The 18,162-nt window shown below is 44.7% G+C and carries 13 protein-coding genes; 8 read left to right on the top strand and 5 right to left on the bottom strand.

Going from position 1 to position 18,162, the window contains the following annotated elements; genetic code table 11:
- Positions 1-188, top strand: a 188-nt coding sequence (locus tag BLS28_RS31375) for an IS3 family transposase (protein WP_256337460.1), incomplete at its 5' end; no start/stop codon positions are given.
- A gap of 246 nt (positions 189-434) precedes the next feature.
- Here the strand turns inward: BLS28_RS31375 and BLS28_RS16735 are convergent.
- Positions 435-2,093, bottom strand: a complete 1,659-nt coding sequence (locus BLS28_RS16735; RefSeq protein WP_090532401.1) for a glutamine--tRNA ligase/YqeY domain fusion protein — start codon at positions 2,091-2,093, stop codon at positions 435-437.
- A 496-nt stretch (positions 2,094-2,589) separates the two neighbouring features.
- Here BLS28_RS16735 and acs point away from each other — a divergent pair, with 496 nt between their 5' ends.
- Positions 2,590-4,491, top strand: coding sequence for an acetate--CoA ligase (acs, locus tag BLS28_RS16730; protein ID WP_090532845.1), 1,902 nt, complete (start codon positions 2,590-2,592; stop codon positions 4,489-4,491).
- A gap of 13 nt (positions 4,492-4,504) precedes the next feature.
- Here acs and BLS28_RS16725 read toward each other — a convergent pair whose 3' ends face one another.
- Complete coding sequence (locus BLS28_RS16725) at positions 4,505-5,821, bottom strand: amino acid permease (RefSeq protein WP_091169691.1); 1,317 nt, start codon at positions 5,819-5,821, stop codon at positions 4,505-4,507.
- A gap of 194 nt (positions 5,822-6,015) precedes the next feature.
- Here BLS28_RS16725 and BLS28_RS16720 point away from each other — a divergent pair, with 194 nt between their 5' ends.
- The 4 genes from BLS28_RS16720 (at position 6,016) to BLS28_RS16705 (ending at position 12,741) form a co-directional block, all read left to right on the top strand.
- Positions 6,016-7,770, top strand: coding sequence for a PQQ-dependent sugar dehydrogenase (locus BLS28_RS16720; protein WP_218134439.1), 1,755 nt, complete (start codon positions 6,016-6,018; stop codon positions 7,768-7,770).
- Positions 7,771-7,830: 60 nt separating this feature from the next.
- On the top strand, positions 7,831-9,504 hold the full coding sequence (locus tag BLS28_RS16715; protein WP_091169688.1) for a tetratricopeptide repeat protein: 1,674 nt from the start codon (positions 7,831-7,833) through the stop codon (positions 9,502-9,504).
- Positions 9,505-9,620: 116 nt separating this feature from the next.
- Positions 9,621-11,219, top strand: coding sequence for a S8 family peptidase (locus tag BLS28_RS16710; RefSeq protein ID WP_091169686.1), 1,599 nt, complete (start codon positions 9,621-9,623; stop codon positions 11,217-11,219).
- Positions 11,220-11,232: 13 nt separating this feature from the next.
- Positions 11,233-12,741, top strand: a complete 1,509-nt coding sequence (locus BLS28_RS16705) for a carboxylesterase/lipase family protein (protein WP_176844489.1) — start codon at positions 11,233-11,235, stop codon at positions 12,739-12,741.
- 118 nt (positions 12,742-12,859) lie between these two features.
- On the opposite strand, the gene BLS28_RS16700 is transcribed toward BLS28_RS16705, so the two are convergent.
- The 3 genes from BLS28_RS16700 to BLS28_RS16690 all read right to left on the bottom strand — a co-directional run bounded on the left by BLS28_RS16700 (position 12,860) and on the right by BLS28_RS16690 (position 15,484).
- On the bottom strand, positions 12,860-13,090 hold the full coding sequence (locus BLS28_RS16700; protein WP_218134438.1) for a hypothetical protein: 231 nt from the start codon (positions 13,088-13,090) through the stop codon (positions 12,860-12,862).
- A 55-nt stretch (positions 13,091-13,145) separates the two neighbouring features.
- Positions 13,146-14,081, bottom strand: coding sequence for a DUF6268 family outer membrane beta-barrel protein (locus BLS28_RS16695; RefSeq protein ID WP_091169681.1), 936 nt, complete (start codon positions 14,079-14,081; stop codon positions 13,146-13,148).
- 236 nt (positions 14,082-14,317) lie between these two features.
- Positions 14,318-15,484 carry an aminotransferase class V-fold PLP-dependent enzyme gene (locus BLS28_RS16690; protein ID WP_091169678.1) on the bottom strand — a complete coding sequence of 389 codons (1,167 nt, stop codon included), beginning with the start codon at positions 15,482-15,484 and terminating at the stop codon, positions 14,318-14,320.
- A gap of 71 nt (positions 15,485-15,555) precedes the next feature.
- Here BLS28_RS16690 and BLS28_RS16685 point away from each other — a divergent pair, with 71 nt between their 5' ends.
- Both BLS28_RS16685 and BLS28_RS16680 read left to right on the top strand, forming a co-directional pair.
- Complete coding sequence (locus BLS28_RS16685) at positions 15,556-17,310, top strand: FAD-binding protein (protein WP_091169674.1); 1,755 nt, start codon at positions 15,556-15,558, stop codon at positions 17,308-17,310.
- A complete protein-coding gene (locus BLS28_RS16680) occupies positions 17,303-18,160 on the top strand; it encodes a class I SAM-dependent methyltransferase (protein WP_091169671.1) in 858 nt (285 codons plus the stop codon). The genes BLS28_RS16685 and BLS28_RS16680 overlap by 8 nt, the downstream gene beginning before the upstream one ends.
- The last annotated feature ends 2 nt before the right edge of the window (positions 18,161-18,162 follow it).

Below are 18,162 nucleotides of genomic sequence, written 5' to 3'. Positions count from 1 at the left end.
TCTCCCGGTTTAAAGCCGAGCTATTGCAGGACGGCTCTTTTGAAAATATAGAAAATGCCCGCAGCGAGATATTTGAATATATTGAAATGTACTATAACCCTATCCGAAGACATTCAGCCTTAGGCTATATCAGCCCGATGGCGTTTGAGCGAAAGGCAAGTTATCCACAAAAAGCGGAGGCCCGATAAAAAGAAAAAAAGAAGCAAAAAAAGAAAAACGTGTTGAAATATGGAAAACTCTCCGAGTTTCCCACATTTCAACACCACAAACAAACAACAAGTTATTTATTTTTACTTTTATAAATCATGACAGATCAACTGTCCGGATAAACCATCACACCCCAAATCGCATGCTATACAGGGCGGATATGCTTCCGTGCGATTGCCACGCTACGCTCGCAATGACATGATTTTTTTAAGGGGGGCCAGCGGCGATTACTTTTTACCCCAACCGTCCTTCAATGTAACGGTGCGGTTAAACACCAGTTTATCATCAGTCGAGTTTTTATCTAAAGTAAAATAACCTTTACGCATAAACTGAACCGGCTTGCCTAACTCGGCATTAACTAAATCTGGTTCAATGTATACGGTTGATAATACATGCAGGCTGTTAGGGTTGATATAATCTTTAAAGTCGCCATCCTCATTTGAAGGGTCTTCAACCTGGAATAAACGGTCGTATAACCTCACCTCAGCAGTTTTGGCGTGTTCAACACTCACCCAGTGGATGGTGCCTTTTACATTAATGCCGCTGGTATCATGGCCCGATTTTGATTCGGGCAGGTAGCTGCAATGGATCTCGGTGATGTTACCATCGGCGTCTTTAACAATGCTTTCGCCTTTAATGATATAAGCATTTTTTAGGCGAACCATCAGCCCGATACCCAGGCGGAAGAATTTTTTTGGCGCAACTTCCATAAAGTCCTCACGCTCTATCCACAACTCACGGCCAAATGGAATATCCCTGCCGCCATCGCCACCTTCAACTTCGGGGTTGTTTTCGCCATGCATTACTTCGGTTTCGCCTTCAGGATAATTATCCAGGATCAGCTTAACCGGATCAAGCACAGCCATACGGCGCCACGCGGTTTTGTTCAGGTCCTCGCGGATACAGAACTCCAGCAAGCCAACATCTATCATGTTTTCGCGTTTGGCAACGCCAATACGCTCGCAAAACTCACGGATAGAAGCAGGGGTATAACCACGGCGACGTAAACCACTGATGGTAGGCATACGCGGATCGTCCCAGCCATCAACATAGTTTTCGTTAACCAGTTGCAGCAATTTCCGCTTGCTCATTACCGTATAGTTCAGGTTTAAGCGGGCAAACTCGTACTGTTTTGACGGGAAAATATTCAGCTTTTCAATAAACCAATCGTACAATGGACGGTGAGGTACAAACTCCAGCGTACAGATAGAGTGCGTGATCTCTTCAATAGCATCCGATTGCCCGTGAGCAAAATCATACATGGGGTAAATACACCATTTATCGCCTGTACGATGGTGATGAGCGTGTTTAATACGGTACATCAATGGGTCGCGCAGGTGCATGTTGGGCGACGCGAGGTCAACCTTGGCACGCAGTACTTTCGCGCCGTCAGGATATTTGCCATCTTTCATATCGGCAAACAGCTGCAGGTTTTCCTCTACTGAGCGACTGCGGTATTGGTTTGGCGTGCCCGGTTCGGTAGGCGTACCTTTCTGGGCGGCTATTTCTTCGGCTGTGCTGTCATCAACATAGGCCAGGTTATTTTTGATCAGTTCAACAGCAAAGGCATACAGCTGATCGAAATAATCAGAAGCATAAAGCTCATTGGCCCAATCAAAGCCAAGCCATTTTACATCTTCCTTAATACTGTCAACATATTCAACATCCTCCTTAACAGGGTTGGTATCGTCAAAACGGAGGTTGGTAAGGCCATTGTATTTTTTTGCCAAACCAAAGTTAAGGCAAATTGACTTGGCATGACCAATATGCAGGTAACCATTAGGTTCGGGCGGGAAACGGGTAAGTACACGGTTGTCGTTTTTACCGGCAGCCAAATCTTCTTCAACAATTTCCTCTATAAAGTTCAGTGATCTTTCTTCGCTCATAAATTAGTATAGCAATATGAGCAAAAGTAACAAAATTTTAGGCGGCTGTGCGCATTATCATAGCATATTCGGTTGTGTATTATTGGCCAATCAAAACAGGAAGCCATGCCGGATTTATCGGTGCCCCACATGCCGTGTATCCAATGCAAGGAGATGGCCCTCGCAATCGGGTTTATAACATGGGCGTTGCCTGCGGCCCGGGCTTTCCGTTGCAAGTCCTCGCTTGGCCCCTACGCTCCCTCTCGTTCGCTGCGGGCTTTCCACTGCAATCCCTAACGCCGCCCGCGCACCCGGCCGGGAACAACAACAAACGGAGCCCACAATTAATCCAATAAGTACTTTTTAAAATATTTTAAAAAGATAGAATTTTAATATATACATCACACATAAATTATTAAATTACGCCCACCATTTAAACCAGCATGAAACTTGGTACGGAGGACAAAAAACAAACAATTTAAACCCGGAACAGCTTCATCAACCAAACAACCAACCGATGAAAATTACATCATTTGAAGAGTACAAAAAAGTTTACCAGCAAAGTGTTGAGCAGCCCGAGCAGTTTTGGGCCGGCATTGCCGATAATTTTTTATGGCAAAAAAAGTGGGACACCGTACTGGACTGGAACTTTAAGGAGCCTAAGATCAAATGGTTCCAGGGTGCAAAACTCAATATAACCGAAAACTGTCTCGACCGTCACCTCGAAACCCTTGGTGATAAACCGGCCATCATCTGGGAACCTAACGACCCGGAAGAGGATCACCGCATTTTAACATACCGCCAGTTGCATGATAAGGTTTGCCAGTTTGCCAACGTACTTAAAAACAACGGTGCAAAAAAAGGTGATCGTGTTTGTATTTATATGCCCATGATCCCCGAGCTGGCTATTGCTGTTTTGGCTTGTGCGCGTATCGGTGCTATCCACTCGGTAGTGTTTGGTGGTTTTTCTGCACAGTCCATTGCCGATAGGATCAACGATGCCGAGTGTAACATCGTGATCACCTGCGATGGCGGTAAACGCGGCAACAAAGAAGTACCGCTTAAAACTGTGATTGATGATGCGTTGGTACAATGCCGCTCGGTTAAAAAAGTTATTGTGCTTACCCGCAGCCGCACGCCGGTATCCATGATCAAAGGCCGCGATGTTTGGTGGGAAGATGAGATCAAAAAAGTGGAAACACAAGGTAACCCAAGCTGCCCTGCCGAGGTAATGGATGCCGAAGATATGCTCTTCATCCTGTACACATCTGGCTCAACGGGTAAACCCAAAGGGGTGGTACATACCTGCGGCGGCTATATGGTTTATACAGGTTATACTTTTGCCAACGTATTCCAGTACAACCAGGGCGAGGTATATTTCTGTACTGCCGATATTGGCTGGATCACCGGTCACTCTTATATCGTATATGGCCCGCTTTCGCAGGGGGCTACCACGCTGATGTTCGAAGGGATCCCAACTTATCCTGATTGTGGTCGTTTCTGGGAGATTGTAGATAAATTCAAAGTAAACATATTATATACCGCGCCAACAGCTATCCGCTCGTTGATGAGTTTTGGGCTGGACAATGTAAATAATAAAGACCTGAGCTCACTCAAAAAATTAGGCTCTGTAGGTGAGCCAATCAATGAAGAAGCATGGCATTGGTTTGATGACAATATCGGCAAAAACCGCTGCCCGATTGTTGACACCTGGTGGCAAACCGAAAATGGCGGTATCATGATTTCTCCTATCGCCGGTATTACCCCAACCAAACCGGGGTATGCCACCTTACCATTACCAGGCGTGCAACCCGTATTGGTTGACGAGAACGGTAAAGTGATTGAAGGCAACGGTGTAAGCGGCAACCTGTGTATCAAATTTCCGTGGCCGGGCATGCTGCGTACTACTTATGGCGATCATGAGCGCTGCCGCACCACTTACTTCGCCACTTACGAAAACATGTATTTCACCGGGGATGGCTGTCTGCGCGATGAGGATGGTTATTACCGCATTACCGGTCGCGTGGATGACGTATTGAACGTATCCGGTCACCGTATAGGCACTGCCGAAGTGGAGAATGCCATCAACATGCATAGCAGCGTAGTTGAATCGGCGGTGGTTGGCTATCCGCACGATATTAAAGGCCAGGGTGTTTATGCCTATGTGGTGAGCCCCGATAAGCATGGCGATGAGGACATTACCCGCAAGGATATCATCATGACGGTATCACGTATCATTGGCCCGATAGCCAAACCGGATAAGATCCAGTTTGTAACCGGCTTGCCAAAAACACGTTCGGGCAAGATCATGCGCCGCATTTTGCGCAAGATAGCCGAGGGGGATACCTCAAACCTGGGCGATACCAGTACTTTGCTTGATCCGGCAGTAGTTGACGAGATCAAGGCAGGGGCCTTATAATATTTAAGAAAAACTAATTCGCATTTTTTGTGAATGCGGCCCAAACATAAAACGGGATCCCGGCCATCAGCAGTAAAAAGCCGTAATACACAGCTTCCTGCCCGGCTCCCGCAATAGCCCAAAGCGCATAGGCAAAAGCCAGCATAGCCAGTGCTATAGCTCCGGCCCAGCCGCCCGCCTTTGGGCTTTTTCGTACCCGGATAACCAGGTAAGCCGCTGCCGATAACAAATAGGGAATCAAAACGCTCAACAGCGAAAGCAGCAGCAGAAATTTAAATTGTGTTACCAGACCTTTGGTATAATTCATGGCCATAAACAGCGATACCATGATACTGCTGATGATAATACCCATATAAGGTACACCCTTTTTATTAGTGCGGCTGAATATCGGCGGGAAAAGTTGATCTTTTGAAATGGCATAAGGCACTTGTCCTTGTAGCAATGTCCACCCGTTCAGTGAACCGAAAGCGGCGATGGCAATACCGGCGCTAACCCAGTAGCGGGCGCTGCTGCCGTAGATGATCACCGCGGTATCGGCATAAGGCGTAAGTGATTTTTGCAGCTGCGCCGCCGGGATAATACCGATAACGCTTACACTCCCCAGTATATAGATAAAGGTGGTAATAAGCAGTCCCAGCATAGTTGCCCTGGCCACTGTTTTTTCGGGATTGGCCACGCTGCCAGATGGTACGGTGGCGCTTTCAATACCAATAAACGCAAACATGGTCATAGTAGCGGTTGCCTGCAGGGCGGTGACTATGCCTGTCCCGCTGGCGTTAAAAGGTTTAAAGTTTACCGCCTTAATGAAAAACAAACCGCCGATAGCTACCAGCAACAGTGGTAACACCTTTAAAATAGTGGTAACCAATTGCAGCTTGCCGCCGGTAACGACGCCCAATGTATTGATATAAGCTAATAACCAGATAGAACATAAACCGGTAATCACAGCAATAACACTGCTGCTTCCCAATATTGGAAAAAAGGTACTTAAGGCGCTCACAAACGAGATAGTAATGGCAGCGTTGGCACAGGCCACAGCAAGGTAGTATCCCCAGGCCACTAAAAATCCAATGAAATCGCCCAGCCCGTCGCGGGTGTAGGCATATGGGCCGCCGGTAGCATGGGGCAACAGCTTGCTCAGGTTGCTGAAAACCTTCGCTAAAAAGAACGAGCCTATTGCCGAGAACACCCAGCCCAGCAAACCAATACTCCCGAACGAAGCCATAGCCGCTGGCATCAGGAAAATGCCTGCACCAATCATATTGCCAATCACCAGCGAAGTACTGGTCCACAGGCCTAATTTGTTTTTTTCGGGATGTGTTTCGGGCATGGATCTTTTGTTTTGTTGAAAAGATAGGACTTTTTGGGATAATATGATATCCTTACATCCGGCCCATGTTATAATATTTAGTCTCTCAGGCAATAAAAATGAATCTTCCTAAACATTTACCTGCAAAATCGCTTTTATAGCAGGACATTGCCGTTTAATACCAATCCTGCATTTAGATAACCTGTTCGTCTCAAATGAAAAATAAAAAAAACGCGACCGGCGTGATGCTGGTACTGTGTGCCCTGCTTATAGTCAGTTTTAAAAACATCGGGAATAACACCGTCCCGCCAGCTAAGGATACTGCCACCAATGGCGGCTTATTCCTGCCCGGCAAATTTAAAGCGGTTGTGGTGGTGGATAGTTTGGAAGGCCGCGCACGTCACATCGCGGTGAACACCAATGGCGATATTTATGTAAAACTCCGCTTCCCCGATTCTATCGGCGGCAACGTTGCCCTGCGTGATACTAACGGCGATGGACGGGCAGACATCATTAAAAAGTTTGCCAATTATGAAGACAAAGGTCCCTATGGCACAGGCATGAGGGTACATAAAGGATACCTGTACTTCAGCTCGGAGGCAAATGTTTATCGAACCAAATTAAATCCGCAAACATTGGTACCCGATGCCCCGCTCGAATTGATTTTGCATGATGCTACCGCCCCGCATGAGCATGACGCTAAGCCATTGGCCTTTGATAATGCCGGGCACATGTACGTGGCATTTGGCGCGCCCTCAAACGCCTGCCAGGAGCAAAACAGGGTGCCCGGTTCAAAAGGGATCAAGGGCTGCCCCTTGCTGCAGCAATATGGGGGCATCTGGCAGTTTGATGAGGCTAAACCTAATCAAGTACAGACCGATGGTATCCGTTATGCCACAGGTATGCGCAGCGTTGTTGCTATGGACTGGAATACTGCCGACAATTGCCTGTATGTGGTAGCCCACGGTCGCGACGACCTGCGTCTGCAGTTCCCTAAAATATTCAGTGCCTGGCAAAGCGCGGTGCTGCCTGCTGAAGAGTTTATTAAAGTAAAAAAGGGCACTGATGTAGGCTGGCCCTACTACTATTATGATCCCATTAAAAAGAAAAAACTTCTGAACCCCGAATATGGCGGCGATGGCATAAAAGCCGGCAACGGTGCTAAATACACCCAGCCCATTATGGCTTTCCCAGCGCACTGGGCCCCCAACGACCTGTTTTTTTATACCGGCGATCAGTTTCCGGCAAGATATAAAAACGGGGCTTTTATTGCCTTTCATGGTTCAACCAACAGATCGCCTTACCCACAGGCCGGCTTTTTTGTATGCTTTGTACCCTTTAAAAACGGCAAACCTTTTGGGCAATGGGAAGTTTTTGCCGATGGCTTTACCAGAAAAAACACGGTAGTAAGCGTAAGTGACGCGGCTTACCGGCCAATGGGGCTGGCCATGGGGCCCGATGGTTCCTTATACATCAGCGAAACAGAGGAAGGAAAGATCTGGAAAATTTCCTACACGGGTAACAAAGCCGGGTTTGGCAAGGCCGAACTTGCCAAAATGGAGCTCCGTAAAAAACTGCCGGGTTTCAGATTGCCCGATGTTTTAAAGAGCGATTTGCAAACCGGCATGCTCAAAGGCGGCGCTAAAATTTACAATACCTATTGTGCCAACTGCCATCAAAAAAATGGCCGCGGCGATGGTAATATGATCCCGCCGCTTAGCGGATCGGAATGGGTAACCGGTGGTAAATTTATGGAAAAAGACCTCGCTATAAGGGTACTGCTTAACGGTCTGGATGGGCCGATCAAAGTCAAAAACAGGCCTTACAACAGCGCCATGCCCAAGCATAACTTTTTAAGTGATGCTGATATCGCGTCGGTACTCACTTACATCCGCAATAACTTTGGTAATAACAGCAGCCTGGTTACTGCGGCTGAGGTAAAAAAGGTAAGGGCCGAGCTGGGTAAATAGGATTAAGCAGGCAACCCATTTCCATTTTTTAATATTAACCGGATATGCTATTTTTATAGCATGACCTTATCATTCAAACCAATAGCTTTTTGGCTGTTTATTTTAGGACCCTTAACCACCTGGGCTTTAGTACCGGCGGATACTTCCAGTAAAAAAATTTCTGTACCAATAACCGCACCTGGTTATCAGATCAGCGACTATGCATCCTATTTAAAAGAGGCTATCACCTGTTTCAGGCAAGACAGCATTGATAAAGGAATGATGTTGCTATCCAAAAGCATTAAAAACATCACTTTACAAAAAGATGTAACGCGGATCATGCCCTATCAGGGCTATGAAGTTTTTAGCCTTGTTAAGGATATTGCTGACAATAGCAATCTTTCGCCTGCGGAAAAACAGCTGGGGAAAGATTTTTTTAAACTGGTATTCACATCACAGCCCAGCGATAAAAATGCCGATAAAATTTTAGACGGCTTTTTAAAAAATGCTCCTAATACCGTTTTTGCTAAACGATTAAAATTACTTACCGCGTCATTTAAAGGAAAATCGGCTTTGGGCACTGAATTGAACCGGTTGCTAAAAGACAGTCCGGAATTGATTTCGGCCAACACAATGAAAGCAGAAATGCTGTTTGATGAACATAAATACCGGGAATGTATAACGTATTGTGATCAAATATTGGCGGTATGGCCACAGTATGCCCATGCATACCAGATGCGGGCTAAGTGCTATTATAATCTTGATGAGGTTGACAAGGCGATAGCTGATTACAACCAGGCCATTAAATTTTTTCCGGGCTATTTTGTACTTTATTATGACCGGGCCGACTGCCTGATCGATCTTGAAAAATATAAGGAAGCAGCAACTGATCTGCGATTGACATTACAGTTAAAGCCCAATTATAGTTGGACTTACTACAACCTCACCAGGTGCTACAAAAATATGGATATGCCTGATAGCGCCCTTTATTTTATCAATCTGCATATTAACCAAAATGCCGACGATGGTGACGGCTATAACCTGAAAGGCGATATTTATTGCGACAGAAACGAATACGAAACAGCAATCAGTCTTTACACACAGGCCATCAACCTGGAACCCGACCGACGGACTTTTTATGTTGATCGCGGCGACGCTTATTATTACGCAGATAAATTGGATGATGCCATAAAAGATCTCCAAAAAGCTATCAGCATTGATAAATCATATCCTTTTCCATACGACAGGATAGGTGATTGCTACTATCAGAAAAAGCAATATGAAACAGCCATAACTTATCATCAGAAAGCAGTAAAGGCCGACCCGACCTATAAATACGCCTATGTAGGGCTCAATTTAAGCTATACGCAATCGGGTAACTACCTGGCAGCTATTGATGCCGCCAAAAAAGCAATAGCTATTGACAGCACTTATGCCAATGCATTGGGGAACCTGGGGTGGTCATATTATTGCGCTGGTAAATTTGATGACTGTATAAAATACTCTTACAAGGCGCTGAAATACCAGGATGACGCCACTTACGCCATGTTTAATATAGCGCTAGCCACACTTGCAAAAGGCGAAACAGGCAAAGCGAAACAATTGTATACAGGTTTTATAAAAACCTGCAAAGAAAAGAAGTATGAGATAAGGGATGGTGCCACCGACGATTTACGGGAACTGATCAGGAAAAAGGTTTATGTAGCAGAATCAAAATTTATAATTGAACATATTTTTGAGCAAAAAGTAGAGTGATCAGAAAAATATTTTTTCCTGAAAACGTGTTAAAATCACCAAACCCGCACATTTTTTAAACAATTAAAAACCTACTTTAGAGTTTTTGTACTTATAAACTATTACTGAAAGTATTAATGATAAACAATTTTCCGCTTAAAAAGCTTGTGCTGGTAGCCGGGCTTTGCTTACCTGTATTCACTTATGCGCAGGAAGCTCCAAAAACTAAACCTAACTGGCAAAACCTTGATCTTAAAACCGATTCTGTATTTGGGATCAGTACCGAAAAAGCATACAACGAACTGTTAAAAGGCAAAAAACACGTTACCGTGCTGGTAGCCGTAATTGATGGGGGTATTGATGTGGACCATGAAGACCTTAAAAAGGTGATCTGGAACAACCCGCAAGAAACCGCCGCGAATAAAAAGGACGATGATAAAAACGGCTATGCCGATGACATGCACGGCTGGGATTTTATAGGATCGGCCAAAGGAGATGTACATTATGATAACCTGGAGCTAACCCGGCTGGTGCGGATCAACAACGCCCGCTTTGCCAACGTTGACAGTACCAAGCTTACCGGAAAAGACCTTGCCGATTTTAAAGCGTACAGCGCTATGAAAGCCGATATGGCTAAGCAGGTTGCCAAAGCACAGCAAACCTATACGGTGATCAATAAATTCAATACCCTGCTTGATGGGGTACTGACCAAGCTGGGCAACCAAAACCCAAGCCTTGATGATATCACCAAATTTGAGCCTAAAGATAATGGCGAGGCCTATGTTAAACGTGTATTGGTAAGCGCCCTGCCTTCGTTTAAAAATGTAGCCGAGTTCAGGGAGAAAGAGGTAAACGGCGGCTTAACTCACTTTAAAGAGCAGTTGGATTATCACCTCAACCTTAATTTCAATTCGAGGGATACCGTGGGCGATAACTATAACAATGCTAATGAGCGTTTTTACGGCAATAATGACGTAACCGGCCCGGATGCTGATCATGGCACCCACGTTGCCGGGATCATTGGCGCGATACGGGATAACAATCTTGGTGTTATGGGTGTGGCCAATGATGTAGCTATCATGTCGGTACGTACAGTACCTACCGGCGATGAACGCGATAAGGATGTAGCAAACGCTATTCGTTATGCTGCGGCTAACGGCGCTAAGGTCATCAACATGAGCTTCGGCAAAAGTTACTCGTACAATAAAAAAGCAGTTGATGATGCAGTAAAATTTGCGTTAAGCAAGGATGTGTTGCTGGTACATGCCGCGGGTAATGACAACAATAACACCGAAGTTGAACTGAACGTCCCTAACCGTATTTATGAAGATAAAAGCGGTGTAGCCGGTGCCTGGATAGAAGTTGGCGCGTCGGGCCCTAAAGACGATGAAACGCTGAAAGCGTCCTTCTCCAATTATGGCAAAACCAGTGTTGATGTGTTTGCACCGGGTGTGGCCATCAATTCAACCACACCAAAATCAGCCTATGCCGAGCATGATGGTACCAGCATGGCGGCACCGGTTGTAACCGGCCTGGCAGCGCTCATCCGTTCATATTATCCAAAATTAACGGCTGTACAGGTTAAGGAGATCATCATGAAATCAGTAGTGAAAATATCACATAATGTAGAGATTAAAGATGGGGAGACAAAAAAAGAAGTTCCGTTTACCGATCTTTGTGTAACCGGTGGCGTTGTTAATGCTTATAACGCGCTTCAGCTGGCTGCCACTTATTAAGATCAACCGTTTTATGAAAAACATCATCCGCCTGATTCCGGTTTACACGTTTTTACTGGGCATATTTTTAGGTTTTACTACCTCTGCCCAAACAGTTGTAACAAAAGTATCAGGTGGATGGATAAAAGGTATCGAAGAAGGGCCAACCCTGGTATTTAAAGGCATCCCGTATGCTAAACCGCCGGTTGGCCCTTTGCGTTTTATGCCCCCTCAGCCAATGACGGCATGGAAAGACACGCTTTCATGCGAAAAATTTGGAAGCCCGGCATCGCAGGGCGGCGGCGCAGGCGGACTAAAAGGCAGCGAAGATTGTCTCACATTGAACGTATATACGCCTACAACAGCAAGGGACGCTAAGCTTCCGGTACTGGTATGGGTACATGGCGGCTCGCTTACAGGCGGCTCGGGTATGGGAATGAACGGCCACGCTTTTGCCGACGATGACAGCGTTGTTACTGTTACCATTAATTATCGCCTTGGTGTTTTCGGCTTTATGTATTTGGGCGATGTAAACAAAGCTTACCAATCATCTGGAAATAATGGCCTGCTCGATCTGATCATGGCGCTGAAATGGATCAGGCAAAATATTGCGGCGATGGGCGGTGATGCTTCGAAGGTTACCGTCATGGGCGAATCGGCAGGCGCAAAACTCACCAGTGCCCTGTTGGCAACACCACAATCCAAAGGCTATTTCAACCAGCAGATTTTAGAAAGCGGCGCCGTGCAATGCATCCGGGATTCTGCTACCGCTAAAGGCATCAGGCAGCGGTTAATGACCGAGCTGGGTGTTAGCAAACCCGCCGACCTCCTCAAAATCTCCGCCGAAAAATTTATAGCAGCACAGGCAAAGATCAGCAATGGGGCACAGGGCACCAACTATTTTGGCCCGGTGATAGATGGCGCGGTGATTTCGCAGGATCCATATCAATATATCCTCAAAAACAGAAATGATAAAGTACGCTTCCTCATCGGTACCAATAAGTTTGAAAGTAAAATGTTTATGAATTTTGACAAACGCCTCAACCACCCCGATAGCACGGTGCTATATGGTTGGTTTGGTGATAATTACCGTTATATTTTATCAAACTTTGAAAGCGAGGCTAAAAATGGCAATGCAGATAGCGCTGCCATAAAAGTACTCACCCAATACATGTACCAGATGCACAGCTACCGGCTGGCTAACACATTAGCGCAGGCAGGCAACCACGTTTGGATGTACCGTTTTGATTACAAGCGCGATGGTACCGGTGCAACCCATGCCGATGAATTAGGCTATGTTTGGTTTTTACCTAAACAACACAATTTTAACGATACAGAACTAAAACTGGCTAACCAAATACACCAAACCTGGGTAAACTTTATAAAAGGCAAAGCTCCGGGCCAGGTTAATGATAAGCAATGGCCTCATTTTGTAGCCGGCGAAAATAATATCATGGTTTTTGATACGGTTTCGGGACCAACGCAGCTTAACTACATTTACAACGACAGGGCCCATCCTTCTTCCTGCTTTGTGCTGAAATAGTTGTCTTAGCTATTCATAGTTTGTTAAGTCCACGCAATTGAAAAACGTGCAGGTTACGCTAAACCTACACGTTTAACAAATGAAACGGAGTACAAGCATTATAATCCGGGCTTTGTGTTTATTCGAGCGGCTGGCACTTGTAGCCATAATCTTTAAGGATGCCCACGACCGATTGCGGTGAAACCTCCGGGCCCTCTATCCTCAATACTTTATCACAATCTTCCAGGTCAAAATTTACACTGCTATTGGTAATATGTTTTTGAAGCAGGCCCACCAATTTTGCTGCCTGCGCCGGATCCTCAACATTTGTTTTAAAAACCTCGACCATTAAATTAATAGTTGTTTCCATTGCTGCGGTTGATTGATGTTATACATTCAAAAGGAAGACCTGCACCGGTTTCGGGTTAAAACCGGTAGCTGATCCCTGATTCGACGGTAAAGCCGGTCTTTTTTAACTCGGCCAGGTGAACGCGTTTGTTCAGGTCGTTAAATGGTGCCCAGTTAACTTTTTGATCTTTGTTGTACAAGTCAAGCTGTTGCACAAAATTGTAACCACCGCTTATTTGTACCGAAAAGTTTTTAGCCAGCTGGTAATTATAAAAAAGCGTGTTTTTATACTGCTGTACCTGTAAATAATTTGACCCTGTTTTTTTCGACAACCGGTATGAGCCCCCGCCAATGCCAAAGTCGCTGCTGAAACCAAGGATACTTTTATCGTTGAGCTGGTACTTTAATTTTTCGGAAACGGGCAGGGTGCCGCTAAGGCTCAGTTTTTCGCTGATCTGCCATTCTATCCCGATAACCGGCAGCAGTATCGTACCAAAAAACTGCCTTGAATAACCCACACCAACGGCGTAGGAAAAGCTTTTGGACTTACGGATCTTGAGCATGGCAAAGCCTGAATATAGCATGTCTTCGCCCGAAACATCTTTCAGGTCGGATGATAAGGTAGGGATTGCTGATACCAGCAGCGCGTACTTTGCAGAAAACGATTTTTGAAAAGTGATGGGTACCGAAATAGAATAAAAATCAGTACCACCGAATGATTTTCCTGTTTCGGATAAGGAAAGCCCGCTGTAACTAACGCCGGCAAGTAAAAAATCAAGCTTTCCGTCCCTGAAATTATTTATCAGCGGTACGTTGACCGAAGCATTCACTTGCCTGATGTTCATGTTTTTATTTTTAACGGTAAACGGCGAGTAGGAGTAACCGGCATCGAATGATCCGATTTTGGGCTTAAATACTGAATCGGCATTGGTTGCCGTTTTTTGCTGGGCGCCTGCAGTAAATTTAAACGAAATCAAAAAGATAACAAGATAGATCAGGAATGTTGCTTTCATAGCATTTGTGTTGTTAAGACGATTATTAAAATTTGTCTCTTAAACACGCCTGAAGCGTTTTACCCTCATTGCTGTTGATGATATTTTTTTAAAGTGGATTTGGATGGGTGGGGTGGGATAGTTCGGGCTATTTTTTATTAATAAACGGACGTCTTTCGGCCAGGGATATGGTTAAGCAATTGAAGCCCAGTTATGGAAAACGTTAAAGCACCACAACCTGTCAGCATAAGAAGAGATTAGTGCGAAAAATTGATTATTAGTTGTATTAGTTTATTACGGTCTTTTGCGCTCATAGCGGGATACACTGGTAAATAAACAAGATTGTCTAATGCTAATTCTTCAGGTTTGGGAACGCCGCCCGCCTCGCTCAACTTGATTAAGCTTGATGCTTTTTGCGAAGCATCAAAACCGTTATTACGCAAGTGTTTGATCAGTGCATCCGGATTATGGGTTTCAACAGGCATCACCCAGTAAGAATGCCTCTTGTTCTCAAAACCAATTTTATAATTATCGGGGATCTTTGATAAAATATCTTTGGCTAATTGGATCCTTTTAGTAATACTATTTTGATCAAAGTTAGCAAGTTTTTTTCGGAGCAGCCTTTGATTTGGAGTGGAAGGCTGATGCCGGATCTGTCTAAAAATATCGTTGCCGGGGAAGCCCTTTGTAAAGCCACCTAATACCTGTTCAAAGTCCTTTCCCAAAGCCATTACTAAATTATAAAACCCGGTATAAATAACTTTATTGGTGAGCAGTTTTACAAACAGCACTTTAAAAAGCTTTTTAAAATAGCCTGCAGTACTTTGTTGATGGTAGTGCCCATTTTGCGCAACAACCTCAGCGTACAACGCCGGGTCTTTTATTTTGATCATCGCCCCGCTAATAGCCGTATTGGTTTTAATAAAGCCAAAGCTAAACATCACTACGTCTGATGCGGGATTCCCGCTATATAAATTACCGGCATATGCTTGTGCGCAATCCTCAAATATAATGAGGTTATACTTTTTTGCTATGGCAACTATCGCTTCAATTTCCATGATACCGCCAAAAAGGTGAGTGATCAGTATGGCTTTGGTTGCAGGTGTAATTGCTGCTTCCACCTGGGCCGGGGACATATTTAAGGTATACTTATTAACCGGGATCGGAACAAGCGTTAATTCGTGCCAGTTAATTATGGCGAACATATCCGGGATATTAATATCAGTAACAATCATCTCGAAGCCCGGCGGAAAATTCAAAGCGTTTAATACCAGATCGATTCCAGTTCTCACCGAGAGGCAAACCATTTCGTTAGCGCATTGATCAACATCCGGCCCTGGTAAGCGAAAGCGATCAGTAAGGCAGTAATAAGCACCTTCAACCAAGTTCTTATAGCTGATATATAATTTACCTCTGGGTATCATGTTACATTTATATACGCGGCTATAATTATAATTGAAAGTAATGATATATTAGCGTATTGCCAAGACCATCCATGCGCCTGAAACAAAAACTACCTGTAACCTATCTGCTATTTACTTTTAACGGCCGCTTATCAAAAGGGGCTTTTTGGCTGGCTTCCCTGTTTTACTGGTGCACTTTTTACGTGTTGTACAACTTTTTATTGCTTGCTGGCGAAGGAGCTACGTTTATTCTATATCCTTTATTATTCTGGATCATTATAGCTACTTCTATTAAGCGCCTGCATGATCAGGGCTATTCAGGCTATTGGCTGTTTACTGTTTTAATACCCGTGCTTGGGCCATTATGGTTATTCTGGCGGTTAGGTTTCAAAAAAGGGGATTACACGACAAACCAATATGGTTCGGTACCCGGGTCGGCACCCGATTATTTGAAAAACGATGAAGGTAAAGAGATCCCCCACCTTAAAACCGATGAGCGTATTATTGACGATGTAACCCGGCTGAATCCCGTATTGGTTAGTAAAATTGCGCGTCCAACTTCGGTCGAAGAAATCTGCGAAATTGTTAAAAACGCTACCGGCGCTATCTCCGTAGGCGGTGGCCGTTTCAGCATGGGTGGACAAACAGCAAGCCCGCATAGTCTGCATATTGATATGCGCGGAATGAACAAGGTACTGGAGTTTTCCGCAACAGATAAACTCATCAAAGTACAGACGGGTATCCGCTGGTGCGATATTCAGCAATATATTGATGAGTATGACCTAAGCATCAAGATCATGCAAACCTATGCCAATTTCACGGTAGGCGGCGCATTGAGTGTTAATGCCCATGGGCGATACATGGGCATGGGGCCGGTTGTTTTATCAGTACGGTCAATTGATGTTGTGTTAGCCGATGGCTCGTTAGTACATGCTACTAAAACAGAAAACCCGGAAGTATTCTTTGGCGCAATTGGCGGTTATAATGGCATTGGCGTTATCGTTCAGGCTGAACTCGAGTTAGCCGATAACCTGGCCATTAAACGAATTGATAAAAAAATGAAAGTTGAAGAATATAAAGATTACTTCTTCAAAACCATACGCGATAATTCACAGGTAGTTTTCCATAATGGTGATATTTACCCTCCAAAATACACGCGTTTAAGAGCTGTAAGCTGGATAGAAACCACCGAAAAGCCGACAGTTAAAACCCGGCTGATGCCACTGAAAGAATCCTATCCGCTGGAACGGTATTTCCTGTGGGCGTTTACAGAAAGACCATTAGGCAAGCCTTACCGGGAGTTTATAATTGACCCTTTACTGTTCAGGGGCAAAAAGATCCACTGGCGCAACTACGAAGCCGGTTATGATGTTGCCGAACTGGAACCCAAATCACGAATCAACAGCACTTATGTATTATTGGAATACTTTGTTCCTGTTCAGCGCTTTGAGGAATTTGAACAAGCCATGGCCGAAATATTTATCCGTTTTAATGTTAACGTGCTTAATGTATCCATCAGACATGCCAAAGCCGACCCGGGCACCTACCTGGCATGGGCACGGGAAGAGGTATTTGCTTTTGTGGTTTATTACAAGCAACGCACAGATCCGGCATCTAAACATGCTGTTGCTGTATGGACCCGTGAGCTGGCTGATGCCGTAATTGCTGTAAACGGCGCTTATTATTTACCTTATCAGGTACATCCAACCGCGGCACAGTTTCATAAAGCATATCCTAACGCGCAAAAGTTATTCGACCTGAAAACCAAGCTTGATCCTGACTATAAATTCAGGAACATTTTTTGGGACACCTATTATCAACCATTAAAACCCACAAGCAATGGCTAATACATCCGAATTTAAAGCAGTATTTAACGATACCAAATGGAGCGACGATTTTTACCGCTTTTTGCAGGTGATATTTCATTTGTATCCCGAGGATAAATTCCATCAATTAATAAAAGAAGAAACCGCCATAGGCAAAACCGATGAGGAGATCTATAAATCAGTTCAAAGCAAATTGAAAGGCATTAAGCCATTCTTATCAGAACTGACTTATGCCTTGCCAGCGCTTAAAAAGCAAAAAAAAGAAATAGTCAGGCAAACACTGGGGTTATTGGGCGATGTTAAACAGATCTCCGGTTATGGCGAGATCGGTTCTACCGGTCGTTATATTAGTCAGCTAAGAAAAGAAATCAAGGTCACCGGCCCGATATATCTTATTAATGATCTCGCGCCAACCAATTCGCCGGGAGACATTATGGAGCGGGGGCAGCTGGGCAAGGAGGGCAATTTTGTGGATATTAATGGCTATAACCCAATTAGTAGTTTAACTATTCCTGATGCAAGCCTGGACGTGGTTACGTGCTATATTGGTTTACACCACTGCCCGGTAGCGAAGCTGGATGGGTTTGTGGAATCGATATACCGAATCCTACGGCCCGGCGGCTCGTTTGTTATCCGCGACCATAATGTTAAAACGCCAGAAATGGCCACCTTTGTTTCTTTGGTGCATACGGTATTTAATGTGGGATTGAACGAAACCTGGGAGTTTGAAGCCAGAGATTTTAAAAACTTCAAGTCCGCAGATGAATGGGCAGCCATTATTGAGCAGGCGGGATTTAAAGATGCCGGTAAACGAATACTACAAGATAAAGATCCATCCGATAATACCTTAATGTTGTTTACCAAAATATAGGC

The organism is Mucilaginibacter gossypii (assembly GCF_900100945.1).
Lineage (GTDB): Bacteria > Bacteroidota > Bacteroidia > Sphingobacteriales > Sphingobacteriaceae > Mucilaginibacter > Mucilaginibacter gossypii.
Note: the sequence above shows the minus strand (reverse complement) of the source record. Positions and strands in the feature narration are given on the sequence as shown.